The 16,852-nt window shown below is 39.9% G+C and carries 12 protein-coding genes; 8 read left to right on the forward strand and 4 right to left on the reverse strand.

The window, feature by feature from the left end:
* Positions 1 to 156 precede the first annotated feature (156 nt).
* Positions 157 to 774 (forward strand): HAD family hydrolase, encoded by a 618-nt coding sequence (locus AC27JL_RS06660; RefSeq protein WP_006793307.1) that lies wholly within the window; start codon positions 157 to 159, stop codon positions 772 to 774.
* 131 nt (positions 775 to 905) lie between these two features.
* Positions 906 to 1,631 (forward strand): YebC/PmpR family DNA-binding transcriptional regulator, encoded by a 726-nt coding sequence (locus tag AC27JL_RS06665; protein WP_487195164.1) that lies wholly within the window; start codon positions 906 to 908, stop codon positions 1,629 to 1,631.
* A 274-nt stretch (positions 1,632 to 1,905) separates the two neighbouring features.
* On the opposite strand, the gene AC27JL_RS06670 is transcribed toward AC27JL_RS06665, so the two are convergent.
* Complete coding sequence (locus tag AC27JL_RS06670; RefSeq protein ID WP_487195165.1) at positions 1,906 to 4,086, reverse strand: malate synthase G; 2,181 nt, start codon at positions 4,084 to 4,086, stop codon at positions 1,906 to 1,908.
* Between the two features lie 234 nt (positions 4,087 to 4,320).
* On the opposite strand from AC27JL_RS06670, the gene AC27JL_RS06675 reads away from it, so the two are divergent.
* Positions 4,321 to 5,922, forward strand: a complete 1,602-nt coding sequence (locus AC27JL_RS06675) for an isocitrate lyase (RefSeq protein WP_006793310.1) — start codon at positions 4,321 to 4,323, stop codon at positions 5,920 to 5,922.
* A 602-nt stretch (positions 5,923 to 6,524) separates the two neighbouring features.
* Here the strand turns inward: AC27JL_RS06675 and AC27JL_RS06680 are convergent.
* From AC27JL_RS06680 to AC27JL_RS06690, 3 genes are all read right to left on the reverse strand, one after another.
* The gene (locus AC27JL_RS06680; RefSeq protein WP_487195166.1) at positions 6,525 to 8,549 is read right to left on the reverse strand and encodes a S9 family peptidase; all 2,025 of its coding nucleotides are present in this window, start codon (positions 8,547 to 8,549) and stop codon (positions 6,525 to 6,527) included.
* A 158-nt stretch (positions 8,550 to 8,707) separates the two neighbouring features.
* On the reverse strand, positions 8,708 to 9,433 hold the full coding sequence (locus tag AC27JL_RS06685) for a 5-oxoprolinase subunit PxpA (protein WP_487195167.1): 726 nt from the start codon (positions 9,431 to 9,433) through the stop codon (positions 8,708 to 8,710).
* Between the two features lies 1 nt (position 9,434).
* Positions 9,435 to 11,246, reverse strand: coding sequence for a glycoside hydrolase family 3 protein (locus AC27JL_RS06690; protein WP_487195168.1), 1,812 nt, complete (start codon positions 11,244 to 11,246; stop codon positions 9,435 to 9,437).
* A 304-nt stretch (positions 11,247 to 11,550) separates the two neighbouring features.
* On the opposite strand from AC27JL_RS06690, the gene AC27JL_RS06695 reads away from it, so the two are divergent.
* The 5 genes from AC27JL_RS06695 (at position 11,551) to AC27JL_RS06715 (ending at position 16,848) form a co-directional block, all read left to right on the forward strand.
* Entirely contained in the window at positions 11,551 to 13,119 is a 1,569-nt protein-coding gene (locus AC27JL_RS06695) for a sensor domain-containing diguanylate cyclase (RefSeq protein WP_487195169.1), read from the forward strand.
* 151 nt (positions 13,120 to 13,270) lie between these two features.
* Positions 13,271 to 13,924: a thermostable hemolysin gene (locus tag AC27JL_RS06700; protein WP_487195170.1), complete on the forward strand. Its 654-nt coding sequence runs from the start codon at positions 13,271 to 13,273 to the stop codon at positions 13,922 to 13,924.
* Positions 13,921 to 15,399 (forward strand): AMP-binding protein, encoded by a 1,479-nt coding sequence (locus AC27JL_RS06705; RefSeq protein WP_487195171.1) that lies wholly within the window; start codon positions 13,921 to 13,923, stop codon positions 15,397 to 15,399. The genes AC27JL_RS06700 and AC27JL_RS06705 overlap by 4 nt, the downstream gene beginning before the upstream one ends.
* A complete protein-coding gene (locus AC27JL_RS06710; RefSeq protein WP_487195172.1) occupies positions 15,392 to 16,081 on the forward strand; it encodes an iron-containing redox enzyme family protein in 690 nt (229 codons plus the stop codon). The genes AC27JL_RS06705 and AC27JL_RS06710 overlap by 8 nt, the downstream gene beginning before the upstream one ends.
* The gene (locus AC27JL_RS06715; RefSeq protein ID WP_010556095.1) at positions 16,078 to 16,848 is read left to right on the forward strand and encodes an SDR family oxidoreductase; all 771 of its coding nucleotides are present in this window, start codon (positions 16,078 to 16,080) and stop codon (positions 16,846 to 16,848) included. The genes AC27JL_RS06710 and AC27JL_RS06715 overlap by 4 nt, the downstream gene beginning before the upstream one ends.
* Positions 16,849 to 16,852: the final 4 nt, after the last annotated feature.

The raw sequence follows: 16,852 nt of genomic DNA on the forward strand, positions 1-16,852 counted from the left end.
TTTTGTTCATTGGTAGTTGCAGTGAAGTTACTGACCACCTCGCACTATTAATTTAAATATAATTAGTATTAATTGTTCCCATTTAAGGGTGTAAGCTCAGAGTATTTTTATGTTTGAAAAAAGCTCAACTAATTATTTTCACAAACAAGGATTGGTATGACGACTCAGGTAGAGGCTATCCATGGTGTTATATTTGATTTAGATGGTACTTTGGTATCGTCAGAACTCGACTTTTCACTTATTAAAGCCCAAATTGGCTGTCCCGATAACGAAGATTTACTCGACTTTATTGCGCAACTTCCTTCTCCCTATATGCGCGAAGAGGCAATGAACATTGTTCACCAGCACGAATTATTAGATGCGCAACATGCCACGTTGTTGCCAGGTGTAAGTGAAGCTATTGCACTATTAAATGAACGAAATATTCCTATGGCAATAGTGACGCGTAATTTTGACAAAGCCGCTGCACTTAAATTAAAAAATAACCCGCTTCCTATCAGTACAGTACTTACACGAAGTGACGCACCAGCAAAACCCGATCCAAGTGCATTAAATGCTATTGCTACGCTTTGGAATATTAGCGCAGATAACCTACTGTACGTAGGCGATTACTTATACGATATTCAAGCTGCACACAATGCTAATATGCGTGCCTGCTTATATGCTCCCAATGAAACGCCTCCTTATGCTGATCAAGCTGATTATGTGTTGCATGATTTTTACGATTTGGTTGCTTTAGTTGAAAGCTACTCCAAAAAAGTAGAGTTATGTTAAATTGGCGCTTTATTAGCTTTAGTAAATTTACCTCTCACAATATGGGCGCTCATTCACTAAGGTTTACTAGCCCAATACGTTTTGAATTGGTAAAATAATAAAAAATGTAATGTATTTATTAGAGGCACAAAATGGGTAGAGCATTTGTAGTTCGTCAAAGTTCTATGATCAAAACAGCCAATGCAAAAACAAAAGTAAACTCAAAGTACGGTAAAGAGATTTACGTTGCTGCTAAAAATGGTGAACCCGATCCTGAAATAAATCAAACTTTGCGTCGTCTAATCGAAAAAGCTAAAAAAGACCAAGTTCCTGCGCACGTTATCGAAAAAGCAATAGAGAAAGCCGCCGGTGGAGCAGGGGAGGATTACTCGGTTGCTCGCTACGAAGGCTATGGGCCGGGTAATTGTATGGTGATTGTTGACTGCTTAACTGATAACCCCAACAGAACCATTAAAGATGTGCGCTTACCGTTTACTAAAACTGATTCAAAAATAGGGACGCCTGGTTGTGTAGCCCATATGTTTGATCATTATGCAGTATTAGGCTTTGCAGGCGATGACGATGAAGTTGTTTTAGAAGCGCTAATGATGGCCGACGTTGACGTTGCTGACGTAGAAGCTGAAGATGGAAAAATTTCGGTCTTTGCACCGCCTACAGAATACTTTAAGGCTAAAACAGCTCTTGAAGACGCATTTGAAGGTATTAACTTTGAGGTAGACGAAATTACTTTTATTCCTCAAGTTAATATTGAAATTGATGATGAAGAGGTTATTGCTAACTTCGATAAATTTATAAATATGCTTGAAGACTGTGATGACGTACAAAATGTGTATCACAATGCAATTATAAAAAAATAATCTTAACGTCGTTTTTTATAGCAAATACAAATTAAAAAGCGTGTTTTGTGTATACAAAACACGCTTTTTTGTATTTACAGAAATGTTAGGTATTCATAGAGGTTATTGATTTATGTGTTTCTATTTTAAAATGAGTTGTTTTAAGTGTGTTTAAACACATTTTTAAAAATATTGGTGTGCTTATTTGTTGATTTAGAAAATAAAAAACCAGCCCTAAGGCTGGTTTTGACACGAAATAAACAATTAAGATACAGCGTTAAACATTTGGAGTGTATTAACTTTGCTGTAACTTATACTGTATACGGTAGCTATGTAATAACGGTTCAGTATAGCCACTAGGTTGTGTTGTTCCTTCAAGTACTAAGGCGAGGGCTGCTTGAAACGCAATACTATTTTTTAGTGTTTCAGGGCTGCTTGCCATTGGGGTATAGGCTTTATCGTGTTCGTTTTGGCCGTCTACTACCTTGGCCATTTTTGCCATTGTGGATGTAATTTGCTCCTGTGTACATATGCCATGTAATAACCAGTTAGCCATATGTTGACTAGATATTCTAAGTGTTGCTCTGTCTTCCATTAGCCCTACATGGTTAATATCGGGTACTTTAGAGCAGCCTACACCTTGGTCTATCCAACGCACTACATAACCCAAAATACCCTGTGCATTGTTTTCAAGTTCGCTTTGTATGTCTTCTTTAGAGAGTGTTGACGTATCTTGCATGAGTGGCGGAGTAAGTAAGTCGTCAAGGCTTGCTATTGTACGCTCAGCGATTGCGTGTTGCTCAGTAAAAACATTAATATCATGGTAGTGCATAGCATGCAGCGTTGCGGCAGTAGGAGAGGGCACCCAAGCTGTATTAGCGCCCGATTTAGGGTGTGCTAACTTTTGCTCCATCATCAGCGCCATTTTGTCAGGCATAGGCCACATGCCTTTGCCTATTTGAGCTTTTTGGCTTAATCCACAGGCAAGGCCAATATCTACGTTGCGATCTTCGTAAGCACTTATCCAAGGCTGTTGTTTTATTTCAGCTTTAGGGAGCGCAACACCTGCTTGCATTGAGGTGTGAATTTCATCGCCTGTACGGTCTAAAAAGCCGGTGTTAATAAATACAACACGTTGTTTTGCTTCATTTATACATGCTTTTAAGTTTACAGATGTACGGCGTTCTTCATCCATAATACCCATTTTTAAGGTGTTTTTAGGTAAGTTTAAGGCCTCTTCTACATGGGTAAATAGTGTGCTTGTAAAAGCAACTTCTTCTGGGCCATGCATTTTAGGTTTTACAATATTAATGCTCTGCGCGCTGCTGTTTTTTATACCAGAATTTTTATTTAAGTCGTGCAGGGCGGCTGTGGCAGTAAACATTGCATCCATTATACCTTCAAAAACAGGCTCGCCGTAAACGTCTGTAATGGCTGGGTTTGTCATTAAGTGGCCCACGTTTCTTACAAACATCATGCTTCGGCCTTTAAGCGTTATGGTACCGCCATCAATAGAAGTATACGTTTTGTCGCTTTGCAACGTACGTTCTACAACTTTGTCGCCTTTTTTAAACGATTCGACTAAGTTACCTTGCATTAAACCAAGCCAGTTTTTGTAAACTTGTACTTTATCTTGTGCATCTACGGCGGCTACAGAATCTTCACAATCCATAATAGTAGTTAGGGCTGCTTCAAGTACCACATCTTTTAAACCCGCTTTATCAGCTTGGCCAATAATATGGTGGTGATCTATCTGTAATTCTATATGTAAGCCATTGTTTTTAAGCAATACAACGCTTGGGTTTTGGGCTTCGCCTTGGTAGCCAATTAACTGAGAGGGGTCAGCTAAAGTGGTTTGAGAGCTGTCACGCAGCGTAATAACTAATGCGCCGTTTACAACAGAATAATTGGTGCTTTCAATATGTGAGCCGTTTTCAAGTGGCAGTGCTTTGTCTAAAAACTGGCGTGCGTATGCCATTACTTTAAAGCCACGAACCGGATTATAGGTAGTGCCTTTTTCTGCCCCGTCATCTTCACTTAACACATCTGTGCCATATAAGGCGTCGTATAACGAGCCCCAACGTGCGTTAGCTGCATTAAGTGCAAAGCGTGCGTTACTTACTGGAACAACTAACTGTGGGCCTGCTGTAACCGCTATTTCGGGCTCAACCTGTTGTGTTTCAATTTTAAAATTTGCAGGCTCTGGCACTAGGTAGCCAATGTCACTTAAAAAACGTTGGTATTGCTTGCTATCCCACGTTTTATTTGCAATGTGGTACTGATCAATTTGCTGTTGCAGTTGTTCGCGTTTGGCCAACAGCGCTTTATTTATTGGCGTGAGCGTTTGAACAATCTTTGCAAAGCTTTGCCAAAATTGTTGTTCTGATAAGTGTGTACCAGGTAATAGTTTAGTTTTAACAAAGTCAGCAAGCTCTAAATCTACGCTGAGTCCTGAATGTGTGAGAGTGTGGGTCATAATTGCCTTCCTTAAACGGTCGCCATAGTATTTGTGCGTTTGAGCAACAATAACGTAAAAAAGCCATGTTGAGTGTGTTTTTGATATTCACAAAAAATATAGTCGTAATAAAAACTATAAATTTACTAAATCTAAAAAATAAGCCTAATGTTGAATTAAGCGCTACGGAGCACTAGCAACGTTGCCACTCTCACAACATTAAATTATTTATATACCCGTTCGAAGGACTTTATTATGACAACATATCAACGCGAAACCGACACACTTTCTACTTTATGCCAATCTCAAGGTAATGCATGGCAGGCAATTAACCCTGAGTATGCAACTCGCATGCGTTTACAAAATCGCTTTCGTACTGGGATAGAAATTGCACAATACACAGCTGACGTAATGCGTGAAGATATGGCCGCTTACGATAAAGATACAAGCCAGTACACACAGTCTTTAGGGTGTTGGCATGGATTTACTGCCCAGCAAATGATGATGGCTATTAAACGCCACCAAAAAACAACTAAACGTAGTTATGTTTACTTAAGTGGTTGGATGGTTGCTGCACTTCGTTCTGCGTTTGGTCCGTTACCTGACCAAAGTATGCACGAAAAAACATCTGTTCCAGCGCTTATTGAAGAAATTTATACATTCTTAAAGCAAGCCGATGCCCGTGAGCTTGACCACTTATTTAATGACCTAGATGAAGCAAAAGCGAATGGCGGCGACGTTCAAGCTGTGCTTGATAAAATTGACAACTTTGAAACACATGTTGTGCCAATTATTGCTGATATTGATGCAGGTTTTGGTAACGAAGAGGCAACTTACCTACTTGCTAAAAAAATGATTGAAGCAGGTGCATGTGCTATTCAAATCGAAAACCAAGTATCTGATGCTAAACAATGTGGTCACCAGGCGGGTAAAGTAACCGTGCCTCACGAAGACTTTTTAGCAAAAATTAATGCGGTTCGTTATGCATTTTTAGAGTTAGGTATCGACAACGGTATTATTGTTGCGCGTACTGATTCGTTAGGTGCAAGCTTGACTCAAAAAGTACCGGTATCACAAACTCCAGGTGATTTAGCAAGTCAGTACAATGCCTTTTTAGAGACTACACCTATTAATGGCGTAGAGGACTTAAACGAAGGTGATACGGCAATGAAAATCAACGGTGAGCTGTGTAAACCTACTCGCCTTGAAAATGGCCTATACCAGTTCCGTGAAGGAACAGAGAAAGACCGCGTAGTACTTGACTGTGTAACTAGCCTACAATCTGGCGCTGATTTATTGTGGATTGAAACAGAAAAGCCACACGTAAAACAAATTGCTGAGCTTGTAAACCGTGTTAAAGAGCAAGTACCAAATGCTAAACTAGTGTACAACAACTCACCTTCGTTTAACTGGACGCTTAAGTTCCGTGAGCAAGTGTACCAAGAGTGGCAAGAAGCGGGTCGCGATTTGAGCGCTTACCCAAGCCTTGGTGATAACAAAGGCCTAATGGCACCAGAAATGGATGCAACAGAGCTTGCCGCTGCTGCTGATGTACTTGTACAAAACTTCCAACGCGATGGTGCACGTGAAGCGGGTATCTTCCACCACTTAATTACGCTGCCTACATACCATACTGCAGCACTTAGCACAGATATTTTATCAGAAGGCTACTTTGGTGACTTAGGTATGCTTGCTTATGTACGTGATGTACAACGCCAAGAAATTCGCCGTGAACAAGCATCTGTTAAACACCAAGACCTAGCAGGTTCTAACATTGGTGATACACATAAAGAGTACTTCTCTGGTGATAACGCGTTAAAAGCCGGTGGTGAAGACAACACCATGAACCAGTTCTAAAAATTTCTAGATAGTGTTACTCAAGGGCCGTAAGGCCCTTTTTTTTATGTGTCATAAATATTTTTACTGCACTCACTAATAGTAAAGCCTTTATTAGTGTTAAAAGCGGATAGTGTATGAGAAATAAAACTTACATTAGGTTACTTAGTTAGTTGAGATCAGGTTTTAACCAACTATAGATATGCGGATCACGTTTTAACTAGCTAACCGAATTTGTAGATCAGAGTTTAACTAACCCTTTAATAAAAGCGTTTTGTAAGTGCTTTTTTGCTGTAAAGGGGCCTTAAAGAGCTATTAAAGTAATCAAAAACGTTATTTTTTGTTTTTTTTGGTGTTTAAATTCGATTTATAAACCGATTTTTTACTAACGTATACCTTTCACAAAACAAAATTTTACCAACTGAAAGGCTATAAACAGTGACTCAAACCGATTTTTTACTAACTCAAACTATAAAAAAGCTATAAACCGAAATTTTACTAACTGAGAAATAGACTAAGTCCGATATTTAATATGCCCTAAAAGTGTAAAGGGGGTTTACACTTTGCACATACGTAAAAGCCACTTTTAAAAAGTGGCTTTTAGTAATTTAATTAATGTAATGCTATTTACTGTGCTTATCAAACCACCATTGAATGTAAGCAACTTTAGTCATTAAATTAGAAGGGCGAGCTGTAATACCATGCGATGCATCTGGTATGCGAACCATCGCGGTGTCAACACCTTGTAATTTTAGTGCTTGGTAGTATTGCTCTGTTTCAGAAATAGGTGTGCGGTAGTCTGCTTCACCTGTAAGCAGCATTGTGGGTGTAGTAACATTACCTACATAGCTAATTGGCGAACGTTTCATGTAATGCGCTATGTGATCCCATGGTTTGCCTGGGAACCAGTAATCAGCAAAAAATGGATAAAAGTCTGCAGTTAGTACAAAGCTGATCCAATTTATAACAGGTTTAGCAACAACAGCTGCAGCAAATCGATCTGTATGTCCAACAATCCATGCTGTTAGTACACCTCCGCCAGAACCACCTGTAACAAATAGTTTAGACTCATCAATAAACCCTTTTTTAATAAGAGCATCAACCCCAGACATTAAGTCATCAAAGTCATTACTTGGGTAATTATGATGAATGGTTTGTGCAAACTCTTTCCCATACGAGTCACTTCCGCGCGGGTTCATGTATAACACCACATTACCTTTTGCTGCAAAAAGCTGAACTTCGGCACTAAAGTGAGGGCCATAATTAGCGACCGGCCCGCCGTGAATTTCGAGTACTAGAGGATATTTTTTAGATTTATCAAACTCTGGCGGGTAAGCAATCCATCCTTGAATAGGTAATTGGTCGTGGCTTGATTTAAGCCAAATCTCTTCCACTTTTGCCAGTTGTTTATCACCTAGCGCATCGCTATTAAGCGTGGTTAAGCGCTGAGTTTTACCGCGTTTAATGCTCGCTACATCAGCAGGGCGTTGAGTGTCAGCAAGTGTAAACGCGATATCGCCGTTGCTGCTTACATCAAAATCTCCGCCTGAGTATGGTCGTCCAAATGCTACACTGCCAATTTGTTCGGTGATCACTTTACGCTTGCCATTTCGAGGTTGATAAGCAAGGGTAGTTTGACCTTCATTGGCATAGCTAAAGTAAACCCCTTTAGAGTTTGCAGCCCATTTTATTTGCCCAACACTTCTATCAAAGTTGGGGGTTAAGCTTTTGGTGTTACCCGTTTTTAAATCACGAATGTAAAGTTGAGTATTTTCGTAGTTAGTGAGTTTATCGTCATATCCTGTATACGCAAGGTAACGACCATTAGGAGAGACTTTGGGTTGTTGATCTGGGCCATTTCTATTTGTTACAGCTTCAATGGCTAATGTATTAAGATTTAACTTATATACTTCGCTGTTTGTAGGCTTGAGTTCACCATTTTTATGCCTATTGGCTGAGTAGTAAAGTAAGCTGCCATCTTTGCTAAAGCTAACATCACCTGCGTTATCAAATTCATCGCTAGTAAGCTGCTTAGCATTTCCGCCGTTAGCATCAAGTGTAAATAATTGATTAAAGCCTTTTTGCGAGTATCCACCACCATCGGCTCGATAGTATACGTCATCAATAAATTTAGCTGGCTCTGCCCACGTTGCGCCTTTTGGTTTTCCTGGCAAATTAACCGGTGGCGTGTTTTTACTTGGTACAAACATGCTGAATACAAGCTGGCTTGAATCGGGGCTCCAACTAATAGCGCGAGGGCTACTGGTAAAATTACTTATTTTGGCAATGGCACCGGTTTTAAGCCACTTCATATAAATTTGGCTGCTGCCATCGCGGGTAGATATAAAAGCAAGGCGTTGCCCATCTGGAGAAAGTACTGGCGAGTAATCCATGTGAACGCCTGAAGTGAGCGGCTGCATTTGTTTGGTTTTGTAATCAACAGACCAAATGTTTCCCACTTTTCGGTCTGTTTTTATATCCATGCGGTTTCGCACAAAGTAAACGGTTTTTCCGTCGTCAGTAATATCTATTTGATTTGCATATTCTAAATCAAATACATCTTGAAGTTGCAATGTGTGTGTATTGTCGTTTGCGCTAGCCAAATGGCTTGCGTTTAATATAAAACTAAGTGCTAAAAGTTGTTTCATTATTAATCCCTGTTGTTAACTTATGTACAGTTATAAGTGAGGGATTATTAAATTAACAGTGCAATGCGATGAAGCTCATATTTAACTCTATGGGGGTATTTAACAAGTTGGGATAAAAGCTGTAAAGGGGGTTTACAGCTTTCATATATTATTAAATGTCAGTCACACAGTGCTTTTATTTCTTTAATGAGCTCAATTGCATCATTATTGTCTCCATGCACACATAAACTATGTGCATTAAGCATTAGTTGCTTACCTGAGCGTGTGGTTACACTGCCTGTTTGTAAGAGCTGTTTGACCTGTGCAATTATGGCGGGTTTATCATGCACGCTGCCATCAAGTTTGCGAGAGACCAAAAAGCCCTCATCAGTGTATTGCCTATCTGCAAATGCTTCGAGTACTAGTTCTACATTAAACTGTTTAGCTAACTGGATGTGTTTATCTGCTTGGTTAGTCGCTAAAATCATCAGTTTTAGTGTGCTAGGGTAGCTCGCGACAGCAGATATAATGGTTGCTAATACGTCGTTGTTCGCCATCATATCGTTATAAAGTGCACCATGTGGTTTTACATAGCTTAACGTAAGCCCCTGTATTTTTGCCATGCCTTCAAGCGCTGCTATCTGATACTGAATACAATTAGTTAGTTCGCTTGTTGTTAACGCCATAGAGCGTCGTCCAAATCCTTGAAGATCAGGGTAACTGGGATGCGCACCTACCGTTACGTTGTTTTTTTTAGCTAACGTTAATGTTGTTGCTATTACATCAGGGTCACCGCCGTGAAAACCACAAGCAATGTTCGCCATATTAATATGAGGCATAACTTGATCATCTAGCCCCATTTTCCATGAACCAAAGCTTTCGCCCAAATCACAATTTAGTTTCATGTTAATTGCCTTTTTGCGGTTTAATTGTAACAGGCAAGGTGCCATTGGCAGTGGCTTGGCCTACTAATACTTTAGCGAGTGCGGTAAAGGCAGGGCCTGAAACACGCTCGAGCTTGTCTACATCAATATTGTAAGCATAAGAGGCCAGTACACTGTGGGCATAGTCGCCAAATTTAGCAATGTCGTAAGGAGCCCTCAAACTTATAAATACAGTACGCTTATTAAATTTGTTAGCCATGGAAAGCAATGACTCAAGCGCTTGTGGCTGTTCGCGCGTATTAAGCGCAAAATTAGGGTCATCTTTTAAATCATCCATGCCACCAATTTCAACCGCGCTTTGATTGGGCGTGGCATTACCCGCTATAACAATATCAGCTGTTTTAATGCTCTGGGCTGCTTTTGCTGGGTCAAACCCTTGTAAGCTGCTGCAGCTGAACGTAATAGATGATGAACTTGCAGATTCAATTGCTTGCTGCATAGCCATACACTTACGGGTGTCGGGCATAATAATATGTATATGTTGGTCATCATTTAAATTTAGTGGCAATGTGTTTTCTGTGTTTTTTACCTGTGTTATTGCTGCTAAAGCAAGCTCAGCTTCTATTTTTCTGTGTTGTTTATTGCCTATTATACTTTTTGCATTAACTACTGCATTAATAGGGTCAAACTCAGTAGATAACTCAAATGCATTTTTAAGCGAAATAATACGCGCAGCCGATTGTGTTATTTCTTGCTCATCTAACTGATTTGACTCGACAGCATGAACTAACGATTTAATAAGCTCATCGAGCTTTTTTATATCATCGGGCGTTCTTATTTCTATAGGCATAAGCGCAATATCAACGCCGGCTAAAAATGTATTTATAACAGCTTGAATGGGTGTAAAAAACTGACTAATACCAGCCATATCAAGTGCGTCGGTAACCACTACGCCTTTATAGTTAAGCTCACCTCTTAAAATGTCGGTAATAATAGTGCGCGACATAGTGGCGGGTTTAATCATTGTTTTGCCTTCTACAGAGACAAAGGTTGAGCTATCAAGCGCTGGGTATTGTATGTGCGCTGTCATGATCATACCGGGATTTTGCTTAGCAATAATATGTTTAAAAGGGGCTAAATCTTGTTCGTAAATGGTACTTTTTGAGTGGGCAACATTAGGGAGTCCTGTGTGGCTATCAACGTGAGTATCGCCATGTCCCGGAAAATGTTTGAGCGATGTAATTATGCCATTGCTCTCAAACCCAGCCACTTGTGCTGCGCCAAGTTCACTCACTCGTTGTGGGTTCTCACCAAACGAGCGTACATTTATAACGGGGTTGTCTGGGTTCATATTCACATCAATAGTGGGTGCATAATTTACATTGACTCCCAGTGCTGTTAGCTCATTGGCAATAACCGTTGCTGATTTAGTAGCAAAGTCAACGCCATGCTGTTTATAGGTTGCACCAATAGACATATTGCCCGTGAATGACGTTGCAATATCACGCGGCAAACGCGCAACTCTTCCGCCCTCTTGGTCTATTGATATAAATAGTGGCAGTTTACTTGAAGATTTACTGGCAGCCACTTGAAGTTGATGGCTAAGCGTAATGGTTTGTTCAATTGACTGTGTGTTTTCTGAAAATAATATAACGCCACCAATGTTATAGTCGCTGATTACGCGCGCTAATGACTCTGGTAGCTTTGTCATTGGCGTTCTGCAATGTTTACCAGTGACTTGTTCACAATAATAGCGAAAATCGAGCATTAACTTTTGCCCTAGTTTTTCCTCAAGAGAAAGAGCCGGTTTTGCAACCGCTTTAATTGATGGCATTAAGCACCCAGATATAAAAATAATTGACGATAAAACATACTTATTTAGCAAAATACACTCCAAAGCTAAATAAAATGAACAAGTGAAAGCAGCTTATCTATTTTTTTATATAACTGCAAAATAAGCGCACCCTAGTCATTAGGGGGAATGTAACGTCACAATGTAATAAAAAGTTATTTGGCTGGTTATTAAAAATACACTATGTGCTCAAATATTAGATAATTAATAAATGGCGGGGTATAATTGTAAATACTTTTTAACAAAGTACTTGCTTTAATAGCAGTGTACTGTGGGCTGTTTACTTTTGCTGAATAAATTATTTCCTGTGCTTAATCTGCGTCTTCTTATTGTGCTATTGGCTTTTTCTGCGGCTTTAGCCACGCTTATTAGTAGTTTTCATTCAACGTACCAAGTACAAAAAGAGCAGTTAATAAGCCATACATTAGAAAGTAACTTCGCTTACGCTAATAAATTAGCTTCAGCAACCGACAACTTTTTAGAGTCGGCAAAACAACAACTTGCGTATTCAGCAAATAAAATTGAGCAAAACATAAATAATGCAGCATTACTGCAAGAAGAAGTAACGCGCTTAAATTTGCAAACAAATAGCTTTAATTCAGTAGTTATAAGTAAGAATGGGGTTATAAATGCCACATCCCCTTATTTACCTGAAATCATAGGAAAATCAATTTCCTCCCCCGGCGCAACACAGGCTTTAAAACAAAAAAAGCCACTTATTAGCATGCCGTACATGTCAGCAGCCAATAATTTAATTATATTTATATCGCATCCCTTATTTGACAAAGAGGGGAATTACTTAGGCTACGTGGGCGGCTCGTTATATTTAAAAGAAAGAAATATTTTAAACGATCTCCTAGAGCAACATTTTTACGAAGGGGGATCGCACCTATATGTCGTCGATGCTAATAAGCAAATCCTGTATCACCCAGATAGCGAGCGAATAGGTACAAGCGTTGCCAAGAATAAAGTAATCAATGCGGTTATTACAGGAGAGGCGGGGCAAGCCGTTGTTGTAAACAGCAAAGGGGTAAAAATGCTCGCAGGATTTTCACCCGTTATTAATTCAAACTGGGGCGTAGTGGCTCAACGGCCCATCAAAGCAACACTTGCGTCTCTAGATACATTAATCATGGAAGTATTTGCAAGAACGCTCCCCATGGCGTTAGTCACCTTCATACTCATAGGTGTATTTTCGTATTTTATTTCACGCCCATTAAAGCAACTCGCTAGTAGCGCAAACAGGCTCGACGAAGTAAACAGTATAGAAAAGCTAAAAAAAATAAAAGCGTGGTACTTTGAAAGCCAAAGATTGAAGCTGGCGATGCTTAATGGCGTCAATATTTTACAAACACAAATAGGGCAACTTAAGCACGATGCCCAAACCGATCCGCTGACAAACACCCACAATCGTAGAAGCTTAAATGGCTTACTTAGTCAGCTAATGTTAAAGCAAACACCCTTCGCTATTTTAGAAATAGACATCGATTTTTTTAAACGTGTGAACGATACCTTTGGGCACGATAAAGGCGATGAAGCACTTAAAGTATTAGCCGATATTATAAAAAAGATCTCTCGAAAAGGGGATATTGTATCGCGTATTGGTGGTGAAGAGTTTTTACTTGTATTGCCACATGAAGACAGCCAAAGCGCTCTAAAAATAGCAGAGCGATTACGCACCACAGTTGAAACAACGCAAATGGAAACAATCGGTTTTATTACCGTTTCAGTCGGAATTGCAACTTGGCCAATCCATAGCAATGACATCGACCAAGTATATAAATGTGCAGACAAAGCGCTTTACCATGCTAAAGAGCATGGCCGTAATCGCTGCGTAGTGGCAGAGCCTAGTTAGTATAGACATGTTTAATTTGAATTAATCTTTAGCTAAAAATAAACTTTACTTTAAAAGCCCTTAAATTTATTTAAGGGCTTTTTTGTTTCTTAAGTTTTTTTTAAGTTTCGCTCTTTAACTTATAAACATACTCCTTAAACGGGCGATGTTTATGCAATTAGCACAGTCAAACTTATCACTAGATAACATATCAAATTCGGCACATTTAATAACTGCTCGAGAAAATGATGAGCATCGCAATGCACTAGAATCTGCGGTAAAAGATGGATTTTTAGTGGCTTACAATGCAACGCTTAAATCATTTATGCCACTACTTTGCCAATACACAACAATTGAGGGGCAATGTACGTTAGGTTTAAGGCAAGCTACCTCTCCCTTATTTATTGAGCAGTACACTGCAGAGCCCATTGAGCACTTTTTATTAGAACAAATTCCGCGTAGCAAAATATTTGAGCTAGGTAACTTATGCTCTACACATCGCAGGGCAACGCTTGGTCATTTTATTGTTGTTAACGAGGCACTTTACAATGCTGGAGCTAAGTATTTAGTATTTTGCGCCACAAAAAAAGTAAGGGCGATGGTTCGAATGCTGGGGGTTAATTGCACTGAGGTTGCTGTTGCAAACAGCTTTGTAGTTGAAAACCCATTAAGTTGGGGTAGCTATTATGCAAATCAACCTACGGTGTGCATTGTTAATTTAGCGCAGGCACATCAGCAAGTACTTAACACACCCATGCTGTTAAATATTAAACAGCAAAATACACAACAAATTAATGCCTTGATGACTGCGTTGGAGAGCTTATGAGCCTATTAAATAATATTAATAAGGTAGCGAATGAGCCAGTGGTTGTTAGTTACTTAGCCAATAAAGTGATGCCTATTAGCGCTTTGGAGTTACAACAAGAAACTAATAAGCTAACAGCTATTTTTAACGCTTTAGACTCAGGTGCAATTGCCTTCCAGCTTGATAACACTCCAGCTTGGCTGGTTGTTGATGCCGCAACCAGTGCAGCAAACAAGGTTGCGGTGCCTATCGCCCATTTTTTTAGTCAGCAGCAAACACAGTATGTGCTAGCTCAATGCGGTGCGCAGTTTTTTATTAGTGATATGCCTCGTCATTCGCTTGGTAAGCATTCATTATCGGTAACATTATTTGAGCATTATACCCTTTATATTTATCAGCTCGATGCGATTGAACCCGTGGACTATTTTACTGGTACGCAAAAAATTACATTTACTTCAGGTTCTACTGGCGAGCCAAAAGGGGTGTGCTTATCAACACAAAGCCAGATGCAGGTAGCTCAGTCATTATGTGAGCAAATAAACATTAGTAACCCCGTGCATTTATGCTTACTTCCGCTGCCAGTACTACTGGAAAATGTAGCGGGTGTGTATGCACCTTTGTTAAGTGGCGGTTGTGTACATTTAATGCTGCTAAACGAATTAGGTTTTGTTGGCTCAGGGTTAAAAAATCCTAACAAACTCATTGGTGCAATCGATAGTGTAAAACCTAACACCCTTATTTTAGTGCCTGAGTTATTAACGTGTTTAGTTGCCTTTGCAAAACAAGGCTGGCAGCCACCAAAGTCACTTAAGTTTATTGCTGTTGGCGGAGCACGGGTTAGTGAATCTCTAATTTTAACTGCACGAGAATATAACCTACCGGTTTATCAAGGTTATGGTCTGTCTGAGGCTGCTTCAGTAGTGAGTTTAAACACCCCCAACTGTGACGACATAAATAGTGCTGGTGAAGTATTAGGGCACGTTGAAACGAAAGTTGAAAATGGTGAGTTATTTATTAAAGGATCGTTATTTTTAGGGTATTTAAATCAAGCGCCGCATAACCCAAACACCTGGTACGCCACTGGCGACTTAGTATCTAAGCGTAATAATAAGCTGTACATAAAAGGGCGAGTAAAAAATCTGATCATCACCAGTATGGGGCGTAATGTTAGCGCCGAATGGCCTGAATCATTAATTTTAAGCCAAAGTGCGATACAGCAAGCGGTGGTGTTTGGTGAAAGCCAGCCATTTTTAAGCGCGCTTATTTATGCGGCACCCGAGTTTAGTGATGAGCAATTAAAAGCACATTTAAAAACAGTAAACCAGCAACTTCCTGACTACGCACAGATTAAAAAGTGGCATCGTTTGGCCCAACCTTTAAACGAGCAGCAAGGATTATTAACCGCTAATAATCGCCCTAAACGAGCGGCAATTAGCCAGCACTACAGCCCTATTTTTGAACAGTTTTACCGACTTGGAGAAGTGATCCATGAGTGATTTTTTTAATACATTAAAAGCACAAACTCAAAACGAGCGTGAGTACTTATTAGCTGCGCCAATTATACAGCGTGTATTTAACGGGCAAGCAACGCTTGAAGAGTATGCCTCGTTTTTAGCGCAGGCTTATCATCATGTAAAACACACCGTTCCTTTAATGATGTCACTTGGCGCACGTTTAACTGATGAGCAAGAATGGTTACGTGAAGCGGTAGCTGAATATATTGAAGAAGAAATTGGTCATCAAGAGTGGGTGCTAAACGACATTGCAGCCTGTGGGTTTGATAAAGAAAGTGTGCGCCATAGTCAGCCACAATTCGCCACTGAAATGATGGTGTCGTATGCCTACGATAGTATTGCACGTAAAAATCCGCTTAGCTTTTTTGGCATGGTTCACGTATTAGAGGGGACCTCAATTGCGCTTGCTGATGGAGCCGCATCAAACATAGCGAATGCAATAGGGCTTCCTAAAAAAGCATTTAGCTATTTAACCTCTCACGGCGCGCTTGATATAGAGCACGTAAAGTTTTTTGAAAACTTAATGAACCAAATTACTGACGAGGCGGATCAGCAGGCTATTTTACATGGTGCAAAGTGTTTTTACCGTTTATACGGGAATATATTTCGCGCTTTAGACGACGAGCCGTTTTTTAAAGCATCAGCACAAGAGCAACACGCATGAATACCGGCTTATGTGTATTAACTGGTGCGACAGGTGGAATTGGTCAAGCGATTGCTAAAACATTACACGGCCAAGGTTGGCAACTGCTCTTGGTGGGGCGAAATAGTGATGCCCTCAATACGTTAAGTAGCCAATGTCCCGGTAGTATAGTTTTTGTGGGGGATTTAACGGTTGCCGAAAACATGTTGGCACTCGCCATTAAAGCCAAAAAATTAGGGGGCGCTAAGTTACTCATAAACAATGCAGGCATTAATGTAATGCAAAGCTTAAGTGCATCGAGTAGTGAGCAAATTGATAATCTACTGAGCACTAATTTAGCCGTCCCTATGAAATTATGTCAGCTGTTTTTAGCGCAGTTGCACGCGAATAAAGGCTCCATAGTTAATGTTGGGTCGTCATTTGGCAGCATAGGTTACCCGTATCAAACACTTTACTGTGCTAGTAAGTTCGGTTTACGTGGTTTTAGCGAAGCGCTATCACGAGAGCTTTCAGACACACCCGTTAAAGTTAGTTATTTAGCACCAAGAGCAACCGATACAGATATTAATGATGCACAAATACGAGCAATGAATAAGGCGCTTGGTAATCAAATGGACTCTCCGCAGTTGGTAGCTGATGAGTTAGTTGCGTTATTAAACTCAAATAAAACCAGACGATTTATTGGTTTTCCTGAGAAACTTTTTGCACGTATCAATGGCGTTTTTCCAGGTATTGTGGATAACGCAATTGCCAAACAGCTTCCTAAAATAAAACAGTTTTTAGGTTAATAGA

This window comes from Pseudoalteromonas sp. 4NS20-0020, assembly GCF_057554385.1.

Coding starts and splice junctions, on each gene's coding strand:
- AC27JL_RS06660 (WP_006793307.1), top strand. CDS start 157: ATGACGACTCAGGTAGAGGCTATCCATGGTGTTATATTTGATTTAGAT.
- AC27JL_RS06665 (WP_487195164.1), top strand. CDS start 906: ATGGGTAGAGCATTTGTAGTTCGTCAAAGTTCTATGATCAAAACAGCC.
- AC27JL_RS06670 (WP_487195165.1), bottom strand. CDS start 4,086: ATGACCCACACTCTCACACATTCAGGACTCAGCGTAGATTTAGAGCTT.
- AC27JL_RS06675 (WP_006793310.1), top strand. CDS start 4,321: ATGACAACATATCAACGCGAAACCGACACACTTTCTACTTTATGCCAA.
- AC27JL_RS06680 (WP_487195166.1), bottom strand. CDS start 8,549: ATGAAACAACTTTTAGCACTTAGTTTTATATTAAACGCAAGCCATTTG.
- AC27JL_RS06685 (WP_487195167.1), bottom strand. CDS start 9,433: ATGAAACTAAATTGTGATTTGGGCGAAAGCTTTGGTTCATGGAAAATG.
- AC27JL_RS06690 (WP_487195168.1), bottom strand. CDS start 11,246: ATGCCATCAATTAAAGCGGTTGCAAAACCGGCTCTTTCTCTTGAGGAA.
- AC27JL_RS06700 (WP_487195170.1), top strand. CDS start 13,271: ATGCAATTAGCACAGTCAAACTTATCACTAGATAACATATCAAATTCG.
- AC27JL_RS06705 (WP_487195171.1), top strand. CDS start 13,921: ATGAGCCTATTAAATAATATTAATAAGGTAGCGAATGAGCCAGTGGTT.
- AC27JL_RS06710 (WP_487195172.1), top strand. CDS start 15,392: ATGAGTGATTTTTTTAATACATTAAAAGCACAAACTCAAAACGAGCGT.
- AC27JL_RS06715 (WP_010556095.1), top strand. CDS start 16,078: ATGAATACCGGCTTATGTGTATTAACTGGTGCGACAGGTGGAATTGGT.